13 protein-coding genes are annotated in these 18985 nt (G+C 47.1%); 6 read left to right on the top strand and 7 right to left on the bottom strand.

Annotated elements, in window-relative coordinates; all coding sequences use genetic code 11:
* Positions 1-3 precede the first annotated feature (3 nt).
* Positions 4-1242: a nucleoside recognition domain-containing protein gene (locus U0033_RS03640; RefSeq protein WP_072357554.1), complete on the bottom strand. Its 1239-nt coding sequence runs from the start codon at positions 1240-1242 to the stop codon at positions 4-6.
* Positions 1243-1376: 134 nt separating this feature from the next.
* On the opposite strand from U0033_RS03640, the gene ychF reads away from it, so the two are divergent.
* Positions 1377-2480: a redox-regulated ATPase YchF gene (ychF, locus tag U0033_RS03635; protein ID WP_072357555.1), complete on the top strand. Its 1104-nt coding sequence runs from the start codon at positions 1377-1379 to the stop codon at positions 2478-2480.
* Positions 2481-2707: 227 nt separating this feature from the next.
* On the opposite strand, the gene U0033_RS03630 is transcribed toward ychF, so the two are convergent.
* The 6 genes from U0033_RS03630 to metX all read right to left on the bottom strand — a co-directional run bounded on the left by U0033_RS03630 (position 2708) and on the right by metX (position 13047).
* Positions 2708-5458, bottom strand: coding sequence for a TonB-dependent receptor (locus tag U0033_RS03630; RefSeq protein WP_072357556.1), 2751 nt, complete (start codon positions 5456-5458; stop codon positions 2708-2710).
* 378 nt (positions 5459-5836) lie between these two features.
* Positions 5837-8959, bottom strand: a complete 3123-nt coding sequence (locus tag U0033_RS03625) for an efflux RND transporter permease subunit (protein ID WP_072357557.1) — start codon at positions 8957-8959, stop codon at positions 5837-5839.
* A 3-nt stretch (positions 8960-8962) separates the two neighbouring features.
* On the bottom strand, positions 8963-10045 hold the full coding sequence (locus tag U0033_RS03620; RefSeq protein WP_072357558.1) for an efflux RND transporter periplasmic adaptor subunit: 1083 nt from the start codon (positions 10043-10045) through the stop codon (positions 8963-8965).
* A gap of 19 nt (positions 10046-10064) precedes the next feature.
* Positions 10065-11363, bottom strand: coding sequence for a TolC family protein (locus U0033_RS03615; RefSeq protein WP_072358274.1), 1299 nt, complete (start codon positions 11361-11363; stop codon positions 10065-10067).
* Positions 11364-11467: 104 nt separating this feature from the next.
* Positions 11468-11839 carry a hypothetical protein gene (locus U0033_RS03610; protein WP_143150629.1) on the bottom strand — a complete coding sequence of 124 codons (372 nt, stop codon included), beginning with the start codon at positions 11837-11839 and terminating at the stop codon, positions 11468-11470.
* 191 nt (positions 11840-12030) lie between these two features.
* Entirely contained in the window at positions 12031-13047 is a 1017-nt protein-coding gene (gene metX / locus U0033_RS03605; RefSeq protein ID WP_072357560.1) for a homoserine O-acetyltransferase MetX, read from the bottom strand.
* A 250-nt stretch (positions 13048-13297) separates the two neighbouring features.
* Between metX and U0033_RS03600 the strand changes: the two genes are divergently transcribed.
* The 5 genes from U0033_RS03600 (at position 13298) to U0033_RS03580 (ending at position 18941) form a co-directional block, all read left to right on the top strand.
* Positions 13298-13720, top strand: coding sequence for an OsmC family protein (locus U0033_RS03600; RefSeq protein ID WP_072357561.1), 423 nt, complete (start codon positions 13298-13300; stop codon positions 13718-13720).
* 131 nt (positions 13721-13851) lie between these two features.
* Positions 13852-15033 carry a trans-sulfuration enzyme family protein gene (locus tag U0033_RS03595; RefSeq protein ID WP_072357562.1) on the top strand — a complete coding sequence of 394 codons (1182 nt, stop codon included), beginning with the start codon at positions 13852-13854 and terminating at the stop codon, positions 15031-15033.
* 84 nt (positions 15034-15117) lie between these two features.
* On the top strand, positions 15118-15693 hold the full coding sequence (locus U0033_RS03590) for a hypothetical protein (RefSeq protein ID WP_072357563.1): 576 nt from the start codon (positions 15118-15120) through the stop codon (positions 15691-15693).
* A 186-nt stretch (positions 15694-15879) separates the two neighbouring features.
* Positions 15880-16230: a hypothetical protein gene (locus U0033_RS03585; protein ID WP_072357564.1), complete on the top strand. Its 351-nt coding sequence runs from the start codon at positions 15880-15882 to the stop codon at positions 16228-16230.
* A gap of 176 nt (positions 16231-16406) precedes the next feature.
* Positions 16407-18941, top strand: a complete 2535-nt coding sequence (locus U0033_RS03580) for a DUF5686 and carboxypeptidase regulatory-like domain-containing protein (protein WP_072357565.1) — start codon at positions 16407-16409, stop codon at positions 18939-18941.
* The last annotated feature ends 44 nt before the right edge of the window (positions 18942-18985 follow it).

The following is an 18985-nucleotide window of genomic DNA, read 5'->3' as shown; positions in this document are numbered from 1 at the left end:
GGTTTATGGTTTCCAGAAGAAAATATACCCGATGATAATAGCGCCGATCAGGCCTACCACATCTGCGATCAGGCCACAGGTAAGGGCATACCTGGTGTTTTTAATATTTACAGATCCGAAGTATACGGCCAGGATATAAAAGGTTGTTTCGGTAGAACCCTGGATCACGCTGGCCAGTTTCCCCTGGAAGGAATCCACGCCATAATGCACGATCGTGTCTACCATCAGGCCACGGGCAGCGCCACCGCTAAAGGTCTTCATGATGCCCACCGGCAGCACGGGTACGAAATCGGTATTCAGCCCCATCCAGCCCACAACAGCACCGATAGCCCCGGTTACATAATCCAGGCAGCCGGTGGCGCGGAAGGCCGCAATACCACATAGCATAGCTACCAGGTAAGGAATGATCATCACCGAAGTCTGGAACCCTTCTTTCGCCCCTTCGATGAATACATCGTATACATTCACTTTTTTGATCAGGCCCAGGGTGAGGAAGGATACAATGATGGAAAAGATCACCAGGCCGCCTATTAAGCTCGTATACGTCGCTATTTGTTCGGCAGGAAGGTTATGCATGGCATAATACAGGAGGGCCAGCAAGGCCCCGAAAATGCCCAAAAAGATGAGTACGGGTAATTTGAAAAGGTTCAGGCGCTGGTAGATGGCTACAGCTATCATGCCCGATATAAAGGAAATGAGTGTTCCAATAAGGGTAGGAATGAAAATATCGGCCGGGTTGGCGGCATGTTGCGCCAGTCGTATAGCAATGACCGAGGTAGGAATGAGGGTGATACCCGCGGTATTGAGCACCAGGAACATGATCTGGGCATCGCTGGCGGTCTCTGGCTCTTTATTGATCTCCTGCAGCTGCTTCATGGCTTTCAGGCCCAGGGGCGTAGCGGCATTGTCCAGGCCCAGGGCATTGGCACTGAAGTTCATGAGCATAGAGCCCATGGCAGGGTTGCCCTTTGGAATGGACGGAAACAATTTTGAGAAGAAGGGGGTCACGGCTTTGGCAAACACTTCGATCATCCCTGCTTTTTCCCCGACCTTCATCATCCCCAGCCAGAAGGTCATGATCCCGGCCAGGCCCAGGGAGATCTCTGCCCCGGTTTTAGCACTGTCGAACATACTGGTCATGACGGTGGAAAAGACGGTTGTATCGCCGAGCACAATCAGTTTGAAGAGCGCAACGACGAAGGAAATCAGGAAAAAAGCCAGCCAAACGTAGTTTAAAGCCATGAATGTAGATTGGTTATATAAGTAATCCGGTAAATGTAATAAATTTTTGGCCGGAGTGCAAGGGGGGGCGGTTCCGGGCAAAACTTATTGATTACGTTAAAAAAGTACTATCTTCGCGCAAATTTTTTAAAAAAATGGCGTTACAAGCAGGAATTGTTGGATTACCGAATGTGGGAAAATCGACATTGTTTAATGCGGTGAGCAACAGCGCAAAGGCGCAGGCTAGCAACTACCGTTTTTGTACTATTGAACCTAACGTAGGTCTGGTGGATGTGCCGGATACCAGGCTGAGCAAACTGGCTGAGCTGGTAAACCCCAACAGGATCGTTCCTACTACTATCGAATTCGTAGACATCGCCGGCCTGGTAAAAGGTGCCAGTAAAGGTGAAGGTCTGGGGAACAAGTTCCTCGCCAATATCCGTGAGGTAGACGCCATCGTACACGTAATTCGTTGCTTCGAAGATGAAAACATCCTCCGCGAAGAAGGTGCGATCAACCCTATCAGCGATAAGGAAATCATCGATACTGAACTGCAGCTGAAAGACCTGGAGAGCGTGGAAAAGAAGGTAGCCCGTACTGAAAAGATGGCTAAAACCGGTGGAGATCCGAAAGCAAAGGTTGAATTTGAAATACTGAAAAAATGCCAGGAACACCTGGAGAAAGGTAAAAATATCCGTGAACTGGGCCTGAGCAAGGAAGAACGTGTAGCGATCGCTGACCTGTTCCTGCTCACAGAAAAACCAGTACTGTATGTGGCAAACGTTGATGAAGCCAGCATGCACACCGGTAATAAATATTCACAGGCACTGCAGGAAGGCGTAAAAGCTGAAGGCGCGCAGGTGATCGTAATGAACAATACCATCGAAGCACAGATCTCTGAAATGGAAGATCCGGCAGACAAGGAACTGTTCCTCTCCGAATATCACCTCACAGAGCCAGGCCTGAACCGCCTGATCCGCTCTGCTTACAACCTGCTGGACCTGATCACCTACTTTACAGCGGGTGTACAGGAAGTAAGAGCATGGACCATTCATAAAGGATGGAAAGCACCGCAGGCTGCGAGCGTGATCCATACTGATTTTGAGAAGGGCTTTATCAAAGCGGAGGTGATTGCGTATGATGATTTTGTGAAGTATGGCTCTGAAAGTGGCGCGAGGGATAATGGTCGCCTGAGAATTGAAGGGAAAGAGTATATCGTGGCGGATGGTGATGTAATGCACTTCCGTTTCAATGTATAAAAGATGCTTCACGGCTCTAAGGGCCGGTGAGGGTTACAACAAAAGACGCCCTGAGTCGTATGGCTCAGGGCGTCGCCTATTTTAGGAGTATGTTGAAAATACCTTTAACGTAAGCAATGCAGGAAGATCCGTAGAATACCTCTTCAAAGAAAACTACCCTGCTACAGGAAATCCTCTCCAGCCATTATTCTCAAAAACTTTCCCGGTAAAAATATCTTCCAACATCACTATTTCAACAAATCTTCAAACAACAAAGACACATAATAAATACCTCCCGCCATCGGGTTACCCAGGGATGTCTGGTAATAATGATTCGTAATATTCGAACCACCCACCTTTATCGTTGCATTCACCTTTGGCACCCGATAACTCACCTGCGCATCCAATGTCGAATAGGCCGCTACCTCGCCCTGCACAAAGCTGGAGTTCCACACAAACGCATCCTGCCAGCGATACATGATGTTAAACCCAAGGTTCTTGTATACATTCCTGTTTGACAAGCCCAGGTTAAAACGATACTTAGGGGTATTAAACGCGTTCGTCAGGGTCTTTGAATCCTTCGTAATATCATTATAAGATACATTACCGCTAAGCGTCCATTTGCCTATCAGGTAATCCAGGCCCAATGCGCCACCCTGTGTCACTACATCCGCAGGATTGTTCACATACGTCGCAAAGATATTGGCCCTGCTGAATGCCGGGTCAGAAGCCAGGGGCAATGTAGGCTGGATCAATACCAGGTAGGAGAGGAAGTTGGTATACTTGCTGTAATAGTAGTACGCATCTATCAGGAGACGGTTATTGACCAGGCCCTTATAACCCACTTCATAAGAACTCACACTCTCTGGTCTGAACTTGCCGAAAGTATAGGCTTCCAGTTTGGTAGGATCTCCGCTGGCAGCATATTGCTGTACGCTTGTCTGCGTATATCCCTTGGTGTTATACAGGTCGTATTTCGAGATCATTGATGGCAAACCACCAATCAGCCTTGTATTAGAGCGGATCGGTAAGTCGATGTACTGATCCTGGTTAGTCGGATTACGGTATGCTGTCTGGAAGGAAAGCCGGATATTATGCTGCGGTGCTACGGTGAACACACCTGAAATACGCGGGGTAAACCTGCCATCAAAGTTTTCATTCTTATCATAGCGTACGGAACCTGTCAGCTTGATCCTGTCATTCACTAGTTTCTTGCCCACCTGTACAAAACCACCGTATTCATTAATCCCGATACGGCCATTTGCATCATCGAAGATGGTACCATCTGAGTTGAGGGCATAATGACGGAAGCTGGCGCCCGCCTGCAGATCGAACACTTTTACATGATCTGTGAAATCATAGAAGCCTTCGTAGTGATACAGGTTCGTCTTATCATTGAATTTAGCACCGTTACGGCCATTACCAAAGCCGATATACTGGGAGGTGATTGCTTTCTTCGCCGTGTTAAAGGCATCAGTACCTGGCAATAACCTATTCCTATCTGCATAACCACGCGCAATTGCATGGGCGACGGCATCTGTTTTCGCACCTGGTGAACCCGGGAATACACCCAGTCTTGCCTGGTTGTATACCGTTGCATATTCTGCAAACCAGCCACCGGTCACATTGCCATTGGCATCGTAGGTCGCACTTGGATTATACGCTTCGTTCAGGATGGTACCTAAGGCTGTTGCATTATAGGCCTCACCGGAACGTTCCTGGGTGGTGTAGGCCCGCAGGTAGAAGCGCTTGCCTCTCAGTTCCAGCTTGTACTGCCCCATGTTAAAGTTGCGGAGGGAATAGCGGTCAGAACCCGTGTACACGGTAGTACCACGACCCCAGTTAGCCTGCACAATTCCTTCCAGGTTATCTGTGAATTTATAATGTAAAGCACCGCTTATTTTTAAACTCTTGGTGCCATAATCAACGAGGTCTTTTTCCTGGTAACCGGTACGGGATACGGCTACACCATTCAGGTAACCACCGCTGGTACCAAAGGTGGTAGTGATCTCATCACCGTACACATTGATCCCATCATAATTAGGATCTGCGCTGTGAGAATACCCGGCTTTGGTTTTGCCATTCAGGCGGCCGTAATTCGTGGAATCCAGCGCCTGCCAGTCATCAGCCTGGAGGAAGCTCACATTCAGTTTAAATGCAAAACGGCCGAATGCCTTTGCATAACGTGCAGCCAGGTCCGGGATAAACCCTACGTAAGGTTGCTGTGATTTGTTGATGTGGTTCACGCCGCTTTGTAAACGAAGACTCAGGCCCTGGTATTCAAAGGGGCTTTTACTTGTCATGAGCAGGGTACCGTTCATACCACCTGCACCATACAGGGCAGAAGACGCCCCGGGCAATAGCTCGACAGCTGCCACATCCAGCTCGGAAAGGCCTAAAATGTTACCTACAGAAAAGTTAAGACCGGGGGCCTGGTTATCCATTCCATCTACCAGCTGGTTGAAGCGGGTATTGCCATTGGTATTGAAACCACGGGTGGTGACGGTCCGGAAGGTGAGGCTTTGCATACTGGTTTCTACGCCTTTCAGGGTGGGGAGTGCATCGTAGAAATTGGGGGTAGGGATTTCCCTGATAGCGGTAGCATTGAGTTTTTCGATAGACACCGGGGAACTGAGAATAGATTCTGATACACGGCTGGCGGCGACTACCACCTCTTCACCCAGGATTTCGGTGGAGCCGAGCTGAATATTGTTATTGTCCTGGTTCGAGACCTGTACCTGTTCGCTTTTAAAACCTACGGATGAGAATATAAGTGTTAAGGGCAACGATCGGCTGGTATTGAGTTTATAATGCCCGCTGCCATCGGTAATTGTTCCCGACAAAGTACCTTTTAAACTAACGGTTACACCGGGTAAGGGCTCGCCCGTGTTCTTATTGGTTACTGTGCCGGTAATGGTCTTTTGTTGAGCGTATGCTACGGAAAAAATGGATAGTAGCAGCATACAGCACAGACTGGCTTTTACAAAGCAGTTCTTCATATGTGGCGATTTTACGATTTTGATTGACGGGGTGTATTATTTTAATGAATATAGGATAAATATGTTAATAAAATCACAATGTGTAAAGTTGGCCGAAAGAGAATTTAAGATTCCCCGGGTGAGGCAATTTTGCATACGAAGACAGGGTTCGAACAGGGGCCATATTCGCTATTAAATAAGCACTAAAAGATCACGATAAGGTCACTTCAATATCGAAAGGATATACAAGTGACCTTATCGTGATCTTTTAGTGGCATTATAATGTACTTATCTGAGCGAATCCTGGCCCTGTTCGGAGTACCCATTTCCTATCCGAAATGACACAAAAAAAGGAGGTACCTGTACCAGGTACCTCCTACTTATAAATTAAGCTTAATACTAATCCATTTTTTGACCCACTTTCCGGTAACCTAAATAGAAGAACAGGGGGAACACCAGCAGCGTTAATACCGTTGCCGTGATCAACCCACCAATCACCACGATCGCCAGTGGCTTGGAAGTCTCAGAACCGATCCCTTTTGACAATGCCGCCGGCAATAAACCGATGGCCGCCATCAATGCCGTCATCACCACCGGCCGTACCCTTTCGCGTACCCCATCCCGGATGGAGATCTCCAGCGTATGATGATTGAAGTCGTGCTTCTTCACCTTCGCCATGTTGTTCTTAAACACCGAGATCAATATCACCCCGTTCTGGATACAGATACCAAACAGCGCAATGAAACCGATACCTGCAGAGATACTGAAATTCGTACCACTGATTAACAATGCCGCAATACCACCAATGATCGCAAACGGCACATTGATCAGTACCAGCCCCGCATCCTTCACATTTCCAAACATTACAAACAGGATCAGGAAGATGATCATCAAACTGATCGGCACCACCTGTGTCAGGCGTTTTGTAGCACGCTGCTGGTTTTCAAAATCACCGGCCCACTGCATTTCATACCCTTTATCCAGCTTCACGTTCTTATTTACTTTGGCCTGTGCCTCTGCTATCACACTTCCCATGTCACGACCACGTACGGAGAACTTCACCGCAGTATACCGCCTGTTATCATCCCGGAAGATGATGCTTGGACCTGTCAGCGTCTTGATGTTTGCAATGTTCTTGATAGGCACTTTCGCACCACGCAGGGTAGGTACCATCAGGTCACTGATCGCCTCCGCATTGTTACGGTATTGCTCCTCGTAACGCAGGCGCAGCTGGAACTTACGCTCTCCTTCATAGATCTGTGTAACAGCTTTACCACCTATCGCCATTTCGATGATCGCATTCGCATCCGCAGTGGTTACACCGTATAAGGCCATCTTATTTTCATCCAGTTCTATATCCAGTTCCGGCTGACCAATATTCCTGATCACCCCGAGGTCTGTTACACCCGGAATATTCTTCATAATATCATATACATGGTTAGCCTTGCCTTCTGTATACGCCAGGCTGTCTCCATAGATCTTCACACACAAAGAACCTTTCACGCCGGATACCGCTTCTTCCACGTTATCCATAATAGGCTGGGAGAAGTTCAGGTTGATGCCCGGGTACACAGACAGTTTCTGCTGCATACGGTCTATCAGCTCTTCCTTGGTAATACCGCTCTTCCACTGTTTCTTCGGATAGATGTCTACGTGAAACTCGATATTGTAGAACCCTGTAGCATCCGTACCATCATTCGGACGACCCGTTTGAGACATTACCTGTTTTACCTCCGGGTAAGACAGGATGATACGACGCATTTTATTCGCGATGGATTTAGATTCCTCCAGCGATACGCTGAGCGGACAGGTAGCACGGATATAGATCGCACCCTCATCCAGTTCGGGCAGGAACTCACTCCCGAGGAACTTAAAGTTGAACAGGCCCACTACGACCAAACCTACTGCTACCAGCAAAGAGAGGCGCTTGTTCCGATATGTCCAGGAGAACATTTTCATCACCCCGTTGGTAATGAATTCCACGAATACATTGTGTTTTTCCCGTACGTTCTTACGCAGCAGTAAACTACTGAGCAATGGAATCAATGTGAGTGTCAGGATCAATGCACCCAGGAGTGCAAAACCCAGTGTCCATGCCAGGGGAGAGAACATCTTACCTTCTACTTTCTGGAAAGAGAAGATAGGCAGCAGCCCTGCAATGATGATCAGTTTGGAGAAGAAGATCGCCTTACCAAGTTCACCACCTGTATTCTTGATGATGCCCAGTTTGGAGAGTTTATTGAAGCGCTCCATACCCATCTGGTGGGCGCGCTGGTCGAGGAGTACAAAGATCCCTTCCACCATCACGACGGCACCGTCAATGATGATACCGAAGTCAATCGCCCCCATCGACAGCAGGTTCGCAGACATGCCTTTAAGCGTGAGACAAATAAATGCAAAGAGCAGTGCCAGCGGAATCACAATAGCCACGATCACGGTTGTACGCCAGTCTGCCATAAAGAGGAATACGATCACCGTTACAAAGATGATCCCCTCCAGCATGTTGTGCAATACCGTGTGTGTAGCAAATTCTATCAGGTCACTACGGTTGTAGAAAGTATTGATCTTTACATCGGGCGGCAGTACTTTTTCATTCAGGTAAGTGATCCTGTCCTGTACGCGTTTGATCACCTCACTGGGGTTTTCACCTTTACGCATCACAATGATGCCCTCTACCACGTCGTTTTGTTTATCACGACCTACCTGGCCTAATCGGGGCAGGGCAGAGACAGCTACGGTACCGATGTCTTTTACTAAGATAGGCGTACCGTTGATGTTGTCTACAATGATATTCCCGATCTCTTCTGCATTGTTCAGCAAACCGATACCACGAACCACGTATGCCTGTGAGTTATCTACGATCACATCACCCCCTACGTTGATATTACTTTTGGAGATCGCGTTCGATACATCCAGTGGGGTAATATCATAAGAAGCCAGTTTCTGTGGGTTTACGGCAATCTCATAAGTCTTCACTTCACCACCAAAACTCACTACATCACCTACACCTGGTACATTCAATAGCCTGCGTTCGATCACCCAGTCCTGCAAGGTTTTCAGTTCCCGTACCGTTTTGGTTTTGCTCTCCAGTGTATAACGGAAGATCTCACCGGTAGGGCCGGTAGGTGGCTGTACATCCGGATCTGCGCCATCGGGCAGTGTCACATCGCGCAGCAGGTTGTTCACCTGCTGACGGGCAAATGCATCGTCCACCCCATCTTCAAAGATCACTTTCACAACTGACAGGCCGAATACCGTTGTAGAACGAACGGACTCTTTTTTCTGTACGGGGTTCATGGCTATTTCCACGGGCACCGTCACGAATTTCTCCACCTCTTCGGCACTTCTGCCAGGCCATTGGGTGATGATGGTAATCTGTGTATTGGTCACATCCGGGAAAGCCTCAATGGGAATATTCCTGAATGCGATCACCCCCCATACGATGAGGATGACGGTCGCAAAACCTATGAACAGCCTATTCTTTAACGAAAAAGCAATGATTTTTTTTATGACTTTCTGCATGGATTATTTTGTATTAAGGGCATCATAAATAAATACCTGAGAGCTGGTCACCACCTGTTCATTCACCTGCAGGCCGGAGATATACGCCCTGTCGTCGATACGGCGAATTACTTTTACCTCACGGATCTCAAGACCTTTAGCGGTTTTCACCACTACATATTGCTTGCTGTTGTCCATCACGACTGCATTGGCAGGGATGCTCAGCATGCTGGTAGCGGCTGGTTTGGTATTTACTTTTACGGTGGCAAACATTTCAGGCTTCAGTTCCCCGCTTGTATTCTGCATGCTGATGCGCACCTGCATGGTACGGTTCGCAGGGTCCAGTACGTTATATACCTTGTCGATCTTACCGATGTAATCTTTTTCAGGATTAGCGAGGGTAGTTACGCGTACTTCATCGCCCAATTTGATAGCCGGAATATCTGCTTCATATACATTTGCAATGATCCATACTGTATTCAGATCAGCCACGGTGAAGAGGTTGACGCTGTTGTCCTGGCGAACTTCGGAGTTGTTGGAAATATTTTTCTCAATTACATAACCGCTGATCGGTGCTTTCAGTGTATAGGCGGAGCTGCTGCCACCTGTGATGCTGGCTACAGAGCGGGCGCGGTTCAGTTCTGATTGCGCTTTCTTTTCTTCGATCTGTGCTGCCAGGTAATCCTGCTGGGTAGCGAGGTTGCCTTCGAAGAGCGACTTTTGAGTTTCTGCATTCTTCTTTGCCAGGGCTACATTCGATTCAGCCACAGATACATCGTTGCTGATGCCGGCTACTTCGGTACTCTGCAGTACAGCGAGCAACTGACCCTGTTTTACATAATCGCCCAGTTCTACATTCACAGATCTGATCTTACCACTTACCAGGGCATATACTTTTGCTTTCCTGGTTTCGTCCGGAACGATTTTACCATTCAGCTTGATGGTTTCCGAAGGATTCTCGAAAGTGGCAGGTGCGGTCTGTACGTTTTTCACCAGACTATCAGACAGTGCATTTTCGTCTTTGGCTACTTCAGGTTTATCACCGCCACAGGCCGTGAGCATACATCCAAGTGCAACAGGAAAGAGATATATAATAAAAGGTTTCATGACTATACTAAGGTTGTGATTAATTATTGAACAAAGTTTTACCCACAGCAAAATTGAGCGTCTCAATGGCCTGCATCCTATCATTCTGCAACTGGTTTAGCTGCAGCATATTTTCTTTATAAGAATCGTAGAAGTCAGTCAGCTCGAGGAGACTGAGGTTCTTTTTAAGGAAATTGTCAGTAACAGATTTGAGCAGTTGTTCGAACTGGCCACGGAATTCAGGGTCTACTGATTCCAGCATCTTGTCAGTGTTCAATGCTTTTAGGTAAGCGGTCTGCACTTCATTTTCCACCTTTTGTGTTTGCTGGTTTACCTGTAGTTTATGCTGATCGATGCTGTAGCTGGCGGCTTTGATATTACCCTGGTTCCTGTTGAAGAAGGGGAGATCGATACCAACCGTGAGGAAGGTAGCATTGTCTACGAAGCTGCCACGTTTGTCAAAGTCTGCGCCCAGGTTCAGATCGGGAACAGCCATGGCTTTTTGCAGTTTCAGGTTCTGTTCGTTATAGCGCAGGTTGTTTTGGGCCAGCAGCAGGTCCTGCCGGTTGGCGTATGCGGTGTCTACCAGGCTGGCCAGGCTGGTATTACGTATAGCTGGCAGGTTAGCAGCGGCATTGTCAGGCATATCAATTACATAATAGGCGTGATTATTTGCGAGCAAAAGCTGTAGTTCTGATTCAATATCGCTGACCTGGTTTTCGGCGGCGGTACGGTCTGCTTTCAGGCTATAGAGCAGGGAGCGGAGGCGTACGGCGTCTTTCAGGGTTACGAGTCCTTTGGACTGAAGCTCTTTGTAGGTCGCATCCATCTTTTCGAGGGAGGTGATCTGGTCTGTGTAGGCTCTCATAGAGTTCTGCAGGTAGTAGGCCTGGAAGAAATTGCTACGGAGCGAGTAGCGCAGGGTCCTGAGCAGATCAAAGAATGCATTTTCAGACATAGCTGCGGATGTTTGCGCCAGTTTGATCTGCTTGTTTCTTTTACCTGCCAGCGAAATGAGCTGTGTGATGCCGATTTCGTACTGACCGTGTTCGTTGCTGACATCGAAGAACTGTTTCCTGGATGGATTGTACAGGTTACCGCTCAACGACAGGTTGGGGTTATTGTACAATTTGGACTGGATGATCTGTGCGCGGGCGATAGAAATATTGTATTTCTCTGCCAGCAGGTCCAGGTTCTTTTCCAGGAATTGCTTTTCGGCATCCTGCAGGCTAATGTGCACAGTGTCCTGTGCGGCAGCCCTGCAGGCGAATAACAAGATGATGATACAACTGGCTACAATCCGGGGAGGGCGCTTTGTTTTAGAATCCCGACTATACATCTGATTTGAGTTTAATACGATTTTATATGTAAGAGCTGTATGTACACGAGCTCCCTTATCAACCTTTTTGAGTTGATAATAGTTCATGACTTATAGAATAAAAGTTATGCTTCCGGGGGTGGTGTGAGGATCTCGTAGGCGATGGCGAATGGTTTTTGTACAGCAAGATGCGGGTACGCCACAGCCAGGTCGTTGGTAGAGGGTTCCTGCCAGGTGGAGGTGACTTGTTCGGGATTGGCGATGTAGTAAGACACACTGGTAGTTCCGGTGAAGTAGTGTGGCTGGTCATCGTCCTCGTCCTGCTGGGTCACTTCTGTGTTGCCCAGTACTACATGATTGACAAAATCGAAAATGGTGTTGACATCATTAATTTGTCTGCCGCGGGCATCATAAATATCTTTCTCATCCGCGACCGGGATAAACATAGTAGTCGCAATATGTAGGAAGAGTAATATGTATGAAAATACCTTTGTCATGCTAAATCTGGTACAAATATAGACCGGGGGTATAATAGTTTGAAGGGGTTTAAGGAATTTTAAGACCTTTTTAATCAGATTTTAACGCATTGATCAAATTGGAATCGGGCTTCTATAAAGGATCAGGGCCTTTATTAAAAAGAAAGCGCCTCCTGCTAAAGGCAGAAGGCGACTAATCTGATTTTAATATTTTATGCCAGCCATTCATTCAGGAGGGCATCAATCTTCTCTACTTCGATCAGGAAACCGTCATGCCCATACGAAGAATCGATTTCGTGATAGGAGGCATCCGGAATGTGCTTAGCGAGGAAGTGTTGTTCTTCGGGCGGGCACAGTACATCGCTGGTGATGCCTATAATGAGGGTAGGTTGTTTAATGAGGGCAAGGGTTTCTGCCTGGTTTGTCAGGCGTCCTCTTGCGATGTTGTGACTATCCATTGCCTTGGTAAGGCGCCAGTAAGCCTGGGCATTGAAACGCTTTACGAGTTTATCGCCCTGGTAATTGATATAGGAGGCAGCTTTGAAATCGTCTGTTTTGTTATTGTCCGGGTCGGACTGTGTACGAACGAAAGTCTGGTAATTACGATAGGTGAGCATGCCGATGGCTCTCGCGGCTTTTAAGCCGTTTCCGCCGGCAGTTGGCGTATGATCCCGCCAGGTGCTGTCCGCTTCAATAGCGAGGCGCTGAGCGGTATGTATGGCGATTCCCCAGGCACTTTCTGCGGCACCGGTACTGAGCAATGCCAGTTGGCGGATGCGGGTGGGTTCCAGCAGGGCCCATTCCAGTGTCTGGTAACCGCCCATGGAGCCGCCCATGAGTAATTGAATTTCTTCAATACCCAGGTGTTCGCGCAGCAGGGTATGAGCCTGCACTATGTCCCGGACAGTGATTTGTGGAAAGGAGGAATAATAAGGCTTTCCGGTAGCAGGATTGATGGAAAGCGGGCCGGAACTGCCGTAGCAGGAGCCTAATATGTTTGCACATACAATGAAATGACGGGCAGGGTCAATGGCCTTGCCCGGACCGATGAGTCCTTTCCACCAGTCGGCTACGTCCGAATTGGCAGTAAGGGCATGGCAGATCCATATCACGTTAGATTTGCTGTGATTCAGCGTACCGTACGTGTGATAGGCGATTTGCAGCTCCGGCAACACGACCCCGGACTCCAGTGTAAAAGTGTGCGTATTATGATAGATCTGTACCGTCAAAACCCCGGAAAAATTTGCGCAAATATAACATATGAAGGGTATAAGTCAATAATTTGAGGCGAAATTTGGAAAATATCAAATTTATTAGGGCCTGCGAAAGCATGGAAAATGCATCTCCATTTAATTTAATTGATGGCGAAATAATCTGGGGCTTCCCATTTTTAGATAATTTATAACTTCTGCCCTGGCGGCGGCGGCCGTGTAAAATCTTCTGGTATTGTTTATATTTGTAGAATAAACAACATCGAACATGAAGATTTCATTAAAGAGAATCGACGACGCATTCAACATGGAGGCTGTAGACGAGCAGGGACATAAAGTTTCAATGGACTCTTCCATCGAGAATGGCGGTAAAAATAACGGCGTAAGACCGATGCAGATGTTGCTGATGGGTCTCGGTGGCTGCTCTGCGATTGATGTAGCCATGATCCTGAAAAAGCAACGCCAGGAACTGACAGACTTTAGAATCGAAATAGACGGAGAACGTGAAAAGGGAAAAGAACCTTCCATCTGGGAGGATGTTCATATCATTTTTCATCTTTCCGGCGATAACCTGGATGCTGACAAAGCAGCAAGAGCTGTGGAATTGTCAATGACCAAATATTGCTCCGTGGCAGAGACCTTACGTAGGGCAGGAGGCAAGCTGACATGGGAAACCAGGGTAAATGCCTGATTCAGTCAAGTAAATACCTGACTAAGTCAAATAATGGAGCTTATTCCTTAAAATTGTAAACTGTCAACAACAGGTCGTTTACAATTGCCCCCATCAGCCAAAAATAATTATACAAATAACTCATATAAGTAATGGAGAAAGATCAATACCGGCCGGAGACGAATGCAATCAGAATTCAGACAGAGAAGACATGGCAGATGGAACATTCCACACCACTTTTCCTCACATCCAGCTTCACGTACGACAACGCCGAAGAGATGCGTGCTACCTTTGCAGATGAAACGGATAATAATATTTACAGCCGTTTCAGCAATCCCAATGTAGACGAATTTGTACGCAAGGTATGTAGCCTGGAACTGGCTGAAGATGGCTATGCCACCGCATCCGGTATGAGTGCTATTTTTGCAAGCTTTATGGCATTGATGAAAGCGGGCGATCACCTGCTCTCTGCCAGCTCTATCTTTGGTTCTACCCATACTATTATTACGAAGTTCCTGCCTAAATGGGGCATTGATTACACTTATTTCGATATCAACAAACCAGAAACTGTTGAAGCGCTGATCAAGCCAAACACCAAAATGATGTTTGTGGAAACGCCTTCCAACCCGGGCCTGGAGATAGTGGACATCAGCCTGCTGGCAAAGATCTGCGACAAGCATGGTGTGATCTTAAACGTAGATAACTGTTTTGCATCTCCTGTATTGCAAAAGCCGATTGCGCTCGGTGCACACATCGTTACGCACTCTGCTACCAAGTGGATGGATGGCCAGGGGCGCGTATTAGGTGGGGTAGTGGTAGGTAGGAAAGACCTGATCAAGGAAATTCATACTTTCTGCCGCAGCACTGGTCCGGCCATGTCTCCGTTCAATGCCTGGGTACTGAGCAAGAGTCTTGAAACCCTGCACATCCGTATGGCAAGACATTGCGAAAGTGCACTGGCACTGGCCAAAGCGCTGGAAGGAAACCCGCTGCTGCAATGGGTGAAATACCCTATGCTGGCCAGTCATCCGCAGCATGAAATTGCGAAGGCACAAATGACTGCAGGCGGTGGTATTGTATGCTTTGAGCTGAAAGGCGGTCTGGCACAGGGTACCCGTTTCCTCGATGCCCTGAAGATGCTGACCCTGACTGCGAACCTGGGCGATAGCCGTAGTATTGCATCTCACCCTGCAAGTACGACGCATGCTAAGTTGAGTAACGAAGAAAGACTGAAAGTAGGTATTACGCCGGGCATGATCCGCATCTCTGTGGGACTGGAAAATGCACAGGATATCATCGATGATATAAATCAGGCGTTGGAAATAAGTAAATAATTTTGCATATTTGAAGGGCTGAACAAAAAGTACGATTTTGTTCAGCCCTTTTTTATTTCCTTTTACCTATTTACTTAAAATCCTATGCGTCGCTTATTATTCCTATGCCTGTTCCTGATGGCTACGGTAGCTGCCTTTGCGCAGCGCGGTGTAGCGATCCTGCCTTTTTCAGTTAACTACGGCATTCCGGCCGGGGAAGTTACTCCTGAAATGCAGGACTACACTAAAAAGATTGGTGTTTTCTTACAGGAAGCACTTTACAATTCTATCTATGCCGCTGGAGATACCCTGCAGCCTGCGGCTAGAACGAACAAGCTTCTTTTGGATGCTGGCATTGAGCCGGATCAGCCGTATTACCTGGACAAGGCGGGCCTTTGTATTTTGCTGAAAGTAAAATACCTGATTGCTGTACAGGTGACCTTCGGTAAAGGTGCTGACAAAGCGAAGAAAGACGGAGGACCGGACTGGTACAAGCTGACAAATGACCTGGACAAATCACGGGGATTCAGGTTAGAGATCTTTGGCACCAACGGGCAGAGTGCCTGGGATTACAAGGAGAACTTTAGCTGGAACGAGTTGATAGTACCCAATTCCCAGGTGATTCAACCAGAAACATATGTCAGGATCAGGAAACAGATCGAAGGGTTCCTGCAGTTATAACAGGCGGCTGCCTGCAACCCGGCTGAGAGCTTCTTACAATGATAACCAGTTAAAAGACTTCGGAAAATATTCATCGGGGCAAATGGTTTTTCCAACTACAACCAGGTTTGGGGTCGCTGATAATTAGGGGCAAATAGATCAGGCCTTACCATTTTTATAAGCCCGTTTTTTTGTTATCTTTCCGTTATGAAGTCTCTCCCTCGTTTTATCCTGATCGTTATACTCAGTTATCTGGGTGGATTATTTTTACCATGGTGGACAGTGGCAATTGCAGCCTTCATAGTGGCTGTTGTGATTCCATTGCCGCCATTTCGTAGTTTTCTGAATGGCTTCATTGCCGTGTTCCTGCTTTGGCTGGCACTGGCTTTTGTGGCGGATGTACGTAATGATCACATCCTGGCTACCAGGATGAGTGAATTGATACTACAAGTGAAAAGCCCGATGCTGATAGCCGTGGTAAGTGCGTTTATTGGAGGCCTGGTAGCTGGCCTGGGTAGTTTGTCAGGTAGTTACCTGCGGTACAACAAAAAATTATAGACGCTTCTTTATTAAAAATATATTGTAGAGAATCGCTTTTGCTTATCGCGAAAGCGATTTTTTCATTTAAAAGAAATGTTAATCTTCTCCTGGAACCCCTTTTCTTCTATATAGGTGATCATCTTCATTTGAGAGATTTCCTTACTTTGCATCGATCTTCTTACTTAACATTGATTATGCCCAAAAACCTTCTGACCTTATTTTGTAGCGTATTATTTTTCCAGTATTCGCAGGCTGCTATTATCAAAGGGCGAATTACCAATGAACAGCAATCCCCGCTTCCTTATGCAACGATTTTTATAAAAGGTACGACTACCGGTACTACCAGTAATGCTGAGGGACAGTACCAGCTGGAGATCCCTGCAGGCAGCTATACGCTGGTATGCCAGTACATGGGGTATCGTAAACTGGAAAAGCAGATCACCGTAGGCAGTGCTGATCAGCGATTCGATTTTGTATTGCAGCCGGTGAGTATGCAGATTAAAGAAATCGTGGTTAAGTCAGGCGGGGAAGACCCTGCCTACGCGATCATCAGGGCTGCGATCAGGAAAAGGAATTTCTACAGGCACCAGGTGAATGAATATACCTGTAATGATTATATCAAAGGGATGTTCAAGTTGAGGAATGTGCCGGAACAGGTGTTCTTTCAGAAGGTGAATAAGAAAGATATGGGGCTGGACTCCAATGGGCAGGGCGTGGTGTTCCTTTCTGAATCTATGACCCGTGTGGATTTCCAGGAGCCTGACAATGTAAAGGTGGAAGTGCTGTCTGCAAGGCAGAGCGGAGGTGGATTCGGGTTTAGTTTCCCGGCCTTCATTGATTTTTACGACAACAATGTTACCGCTGTTATCACACAATTTAATAAGCGGGGATATATTTCTCCTATCGCTGAAAATGCGCTGCTTTATTATAAATACCAACTGGAAGGCACCTTCCAGGATGATGGAAAAACGGTGAATAAGATCAAGGTGATTCCACGGCGCAAATACGAGCCTTTATTCTCGGGTACCATCTTTATTACGGACGATGACTTGCGTATTCACAGTGCGGACCTGATGCTGACGCAGGAATACCAGCTGGAGATTATGGATACACTGCGCATCCGCCAGATCCATGTGCCGGTGAATAAGGAAGTATGGCGTACCAAGGACCAGGTGATTACCATGAGTATCAAGCAACTGGGATTTGATATGGTGGGGAACTTTGTGAATGTGTATTCTAATTATGACCTGCATCCCGGTTTTGGTAAGAAGCATTTTGATAAGACGATCATGCGGTATGATACCGCTTTTGATAAGAAGTTGCTGGCGTACTGGGATAGTATCCGCCCGGTGCCACTGGAGAAGGAGGAGCTGCGGGATTTTCGTGTGAAGGATAGTACGGCGCAGGCGGAAAGGGATAGTGCCCGTTCTTCACGCACCCTGGATACTTTGCGTGCGCACCAGAAGCGGGTTAAAATTACTGATTTCTTCTGGGCGGGGCCGAAGCACAATTATTATTTTCAGCGGGATACCGGAATTTATTCACATCAGCTGTCGATGAAGGGCCTGTTGAAAAAAATCGCATACAACACTGTAGAGGGGCTGGTACTAAATGTGGAACCGGAATTGAAATTAAGTCTTCCCCGGTCGCAGGAACTGCGGATTATGCCCCATATCCGGTATGGGTTCAGCAATACGCACCTGAATGCCTGGACTTACCTGCAATGGACGCAGGAGAGCAGGCTCCGGAATCATATCGGGGAGAATACCTGGTTGCTGGGTGGTGGTAAGCGGGTAAGTCAGTTCAATCATGATAACCCGATTTCGGCGCTGGAGAATGAGTTTTATACGCTGTTCCTGAAGGAGAACTATATGAAGTTGTACGAGAACTATTTTACAACGCTGCAGTTCACCCGCCGGTTTGAGAATAATTCATTCCTCAGGTTGGGGCTACGGTATGAGGATCGGACGCCATTGGAGAATACGAGTGATTTTGTGTTTTTTAAGAATAGTAAGAAGGAGTTTTTGCCGAATCATCCTTATGAGCTGGCGGATATTCCGTTTAACAGGAACCAGGCTTTGGTGGCGGAAGTAGGGTTTTCTTTCCAGCCGGGGCAGAAGTTTATTGAGTTGCCGGACAGGAAGATTGCGTTTGGGAGTAAATACCCGGTGTTTGGGCTGACGTATAGCAAGGGGATTCATGGAATAGGGGGGAGTGATGCTGATTTTGATAAGTGGCAGTTCCAGGTGAAGGATAATATGAACCTGAAATTGTTTGGGGAGTTTATGTACCGGGTAAGAGTGGGAGGATTCCTGAATGATAAGCATGTAGATATACCGGATTTTCAGCATTTCAATGGGAACCAGACGTTTTACAATATTAATTACCTGAATAGTTTCCAGTTGGCGCCTTATTATAGGTATAGTACGACGGCACCGTTTTATATGACAGCGAATGTGGAGCATCATTTTAATGGCTTGCTGACGAATAAGGTTCCTTTGTTTAACAGGTTGAAATGGAACCTGGTAGGTGGATCGAATGCGTTTTATGTGAATAGGGAGAATAATTATGTGGAAGTTTTTGGTGGTTTGGAGAATATTTTCAAGGTGTTGCGCGTTGATGTGATTGCCGGGTACCAGAGTAAGGATAAGACGAGGATGGGAGTGAGGTTAGGATTTGGGGGATTGTTTGGTGGGATGGTGAGGCAGCAGAGTATAACGGAGCCGTAGGCAGGTAAATTGGAAAAAGAGATATCCGTCAGTTATTATGCCTT

The organism is Chitinophaga sancti, from assembly GCF_034424315.1.
Taxonomy (GTDB): Bacteria; Bacteroidota; Bacteroidia; order Chitinophagales; family Chitinophagaceae; genus Chitinophaga; species Chitinophaga sancti.
Note: the sequence above shows the minus strand (reverse complement) of the source record. Positions and strands in the feature narration are given on the sequence as shown.

Bases quoted from the DNA above. Each gene is read 5' to 3' on its own strand.
- U0033_RS03640 (WP_072357554.1), bottom strand. From the start codon at position 1,242: ATGGCTTTAAACTACGTTTGGCTGGCTTTTTTCCTGATTTCCTTCGTC.
- ychF (WP_072357555.1), top strand. From the start codon at position 1,377: ATGGCGTTACAAGCAGGAATTGTTGGATTACCGAATGTGGGAAAATCG.
- U0033_RS03630 (WP_072357556.1), bottom strand. From the start codon at position 5,458: ATGAAGAACTGCTTTGTAAAAGCCAGTCTGTGCTGTATGCTGCTACTA.
- U0033_RS03625 (WP_072357557.1), bottom strand. From the start codon at position 8,959: ATGCAGAAAGTCATAAAAAAAATCATTGCTTTTTCGTTAAAGAATAGG.
- U0033_RS03620 (WP_072357558.1), bottom strand. From the start codon at position 10,045: ATGAAACCTTTTATTATATATCTCTTTCCTGTTGCACTTGGATGTATG.
- U0033_RS03615 (WP_072358274.1), bottom strand. From the start codon at position 11,363: ATGTATAGTCGGGATTCTAAAACAAAGCGCCCTCCCCGGATTGTAGCC.
- U0033_RS03610 (WP_143150629.1), bottom strand. From the start codon at position 11,839: ATGACAAAGGTATTTTCATACATATTACTCTTCCTACATATTGCGACT.
- U0033_RS03600 (WP_072357561.1), top strand. From the start codon at position 13,298: ATGAAGATTTCATTAAAGAGAATCGACGACGCATTCAACATGGAGGCT.
- U0033_RS03595 (WP_072357562.1), top strand. From the start codon at position 13,852: ATGGAGAAAGATCAATACCGGCCGGAGACGAATGCAATCAGAATTCAG.
- U0033_RS03590 (WP_072357563.1), top strand. From the start codon at position 15,118: ATGCGTCGCTTATTATTCCTATGCCTGTTCCTGATGGCTACGGTAGCT.
- U0033_RS03585 (WP_072357564.1), top strand. From the start codon at position 15,880: ATGAAGTCTCTCCCTCGTTTTATCCTGATCGTTATACTCAGTTATCTG.
- U0033_RS03580 (WP_072357565.1), top strand. From the start codon at position 16,407: ATGCCCAAAAACCTTCTGACCTTATTTTGTAGCGTATTATTTTTCCAG.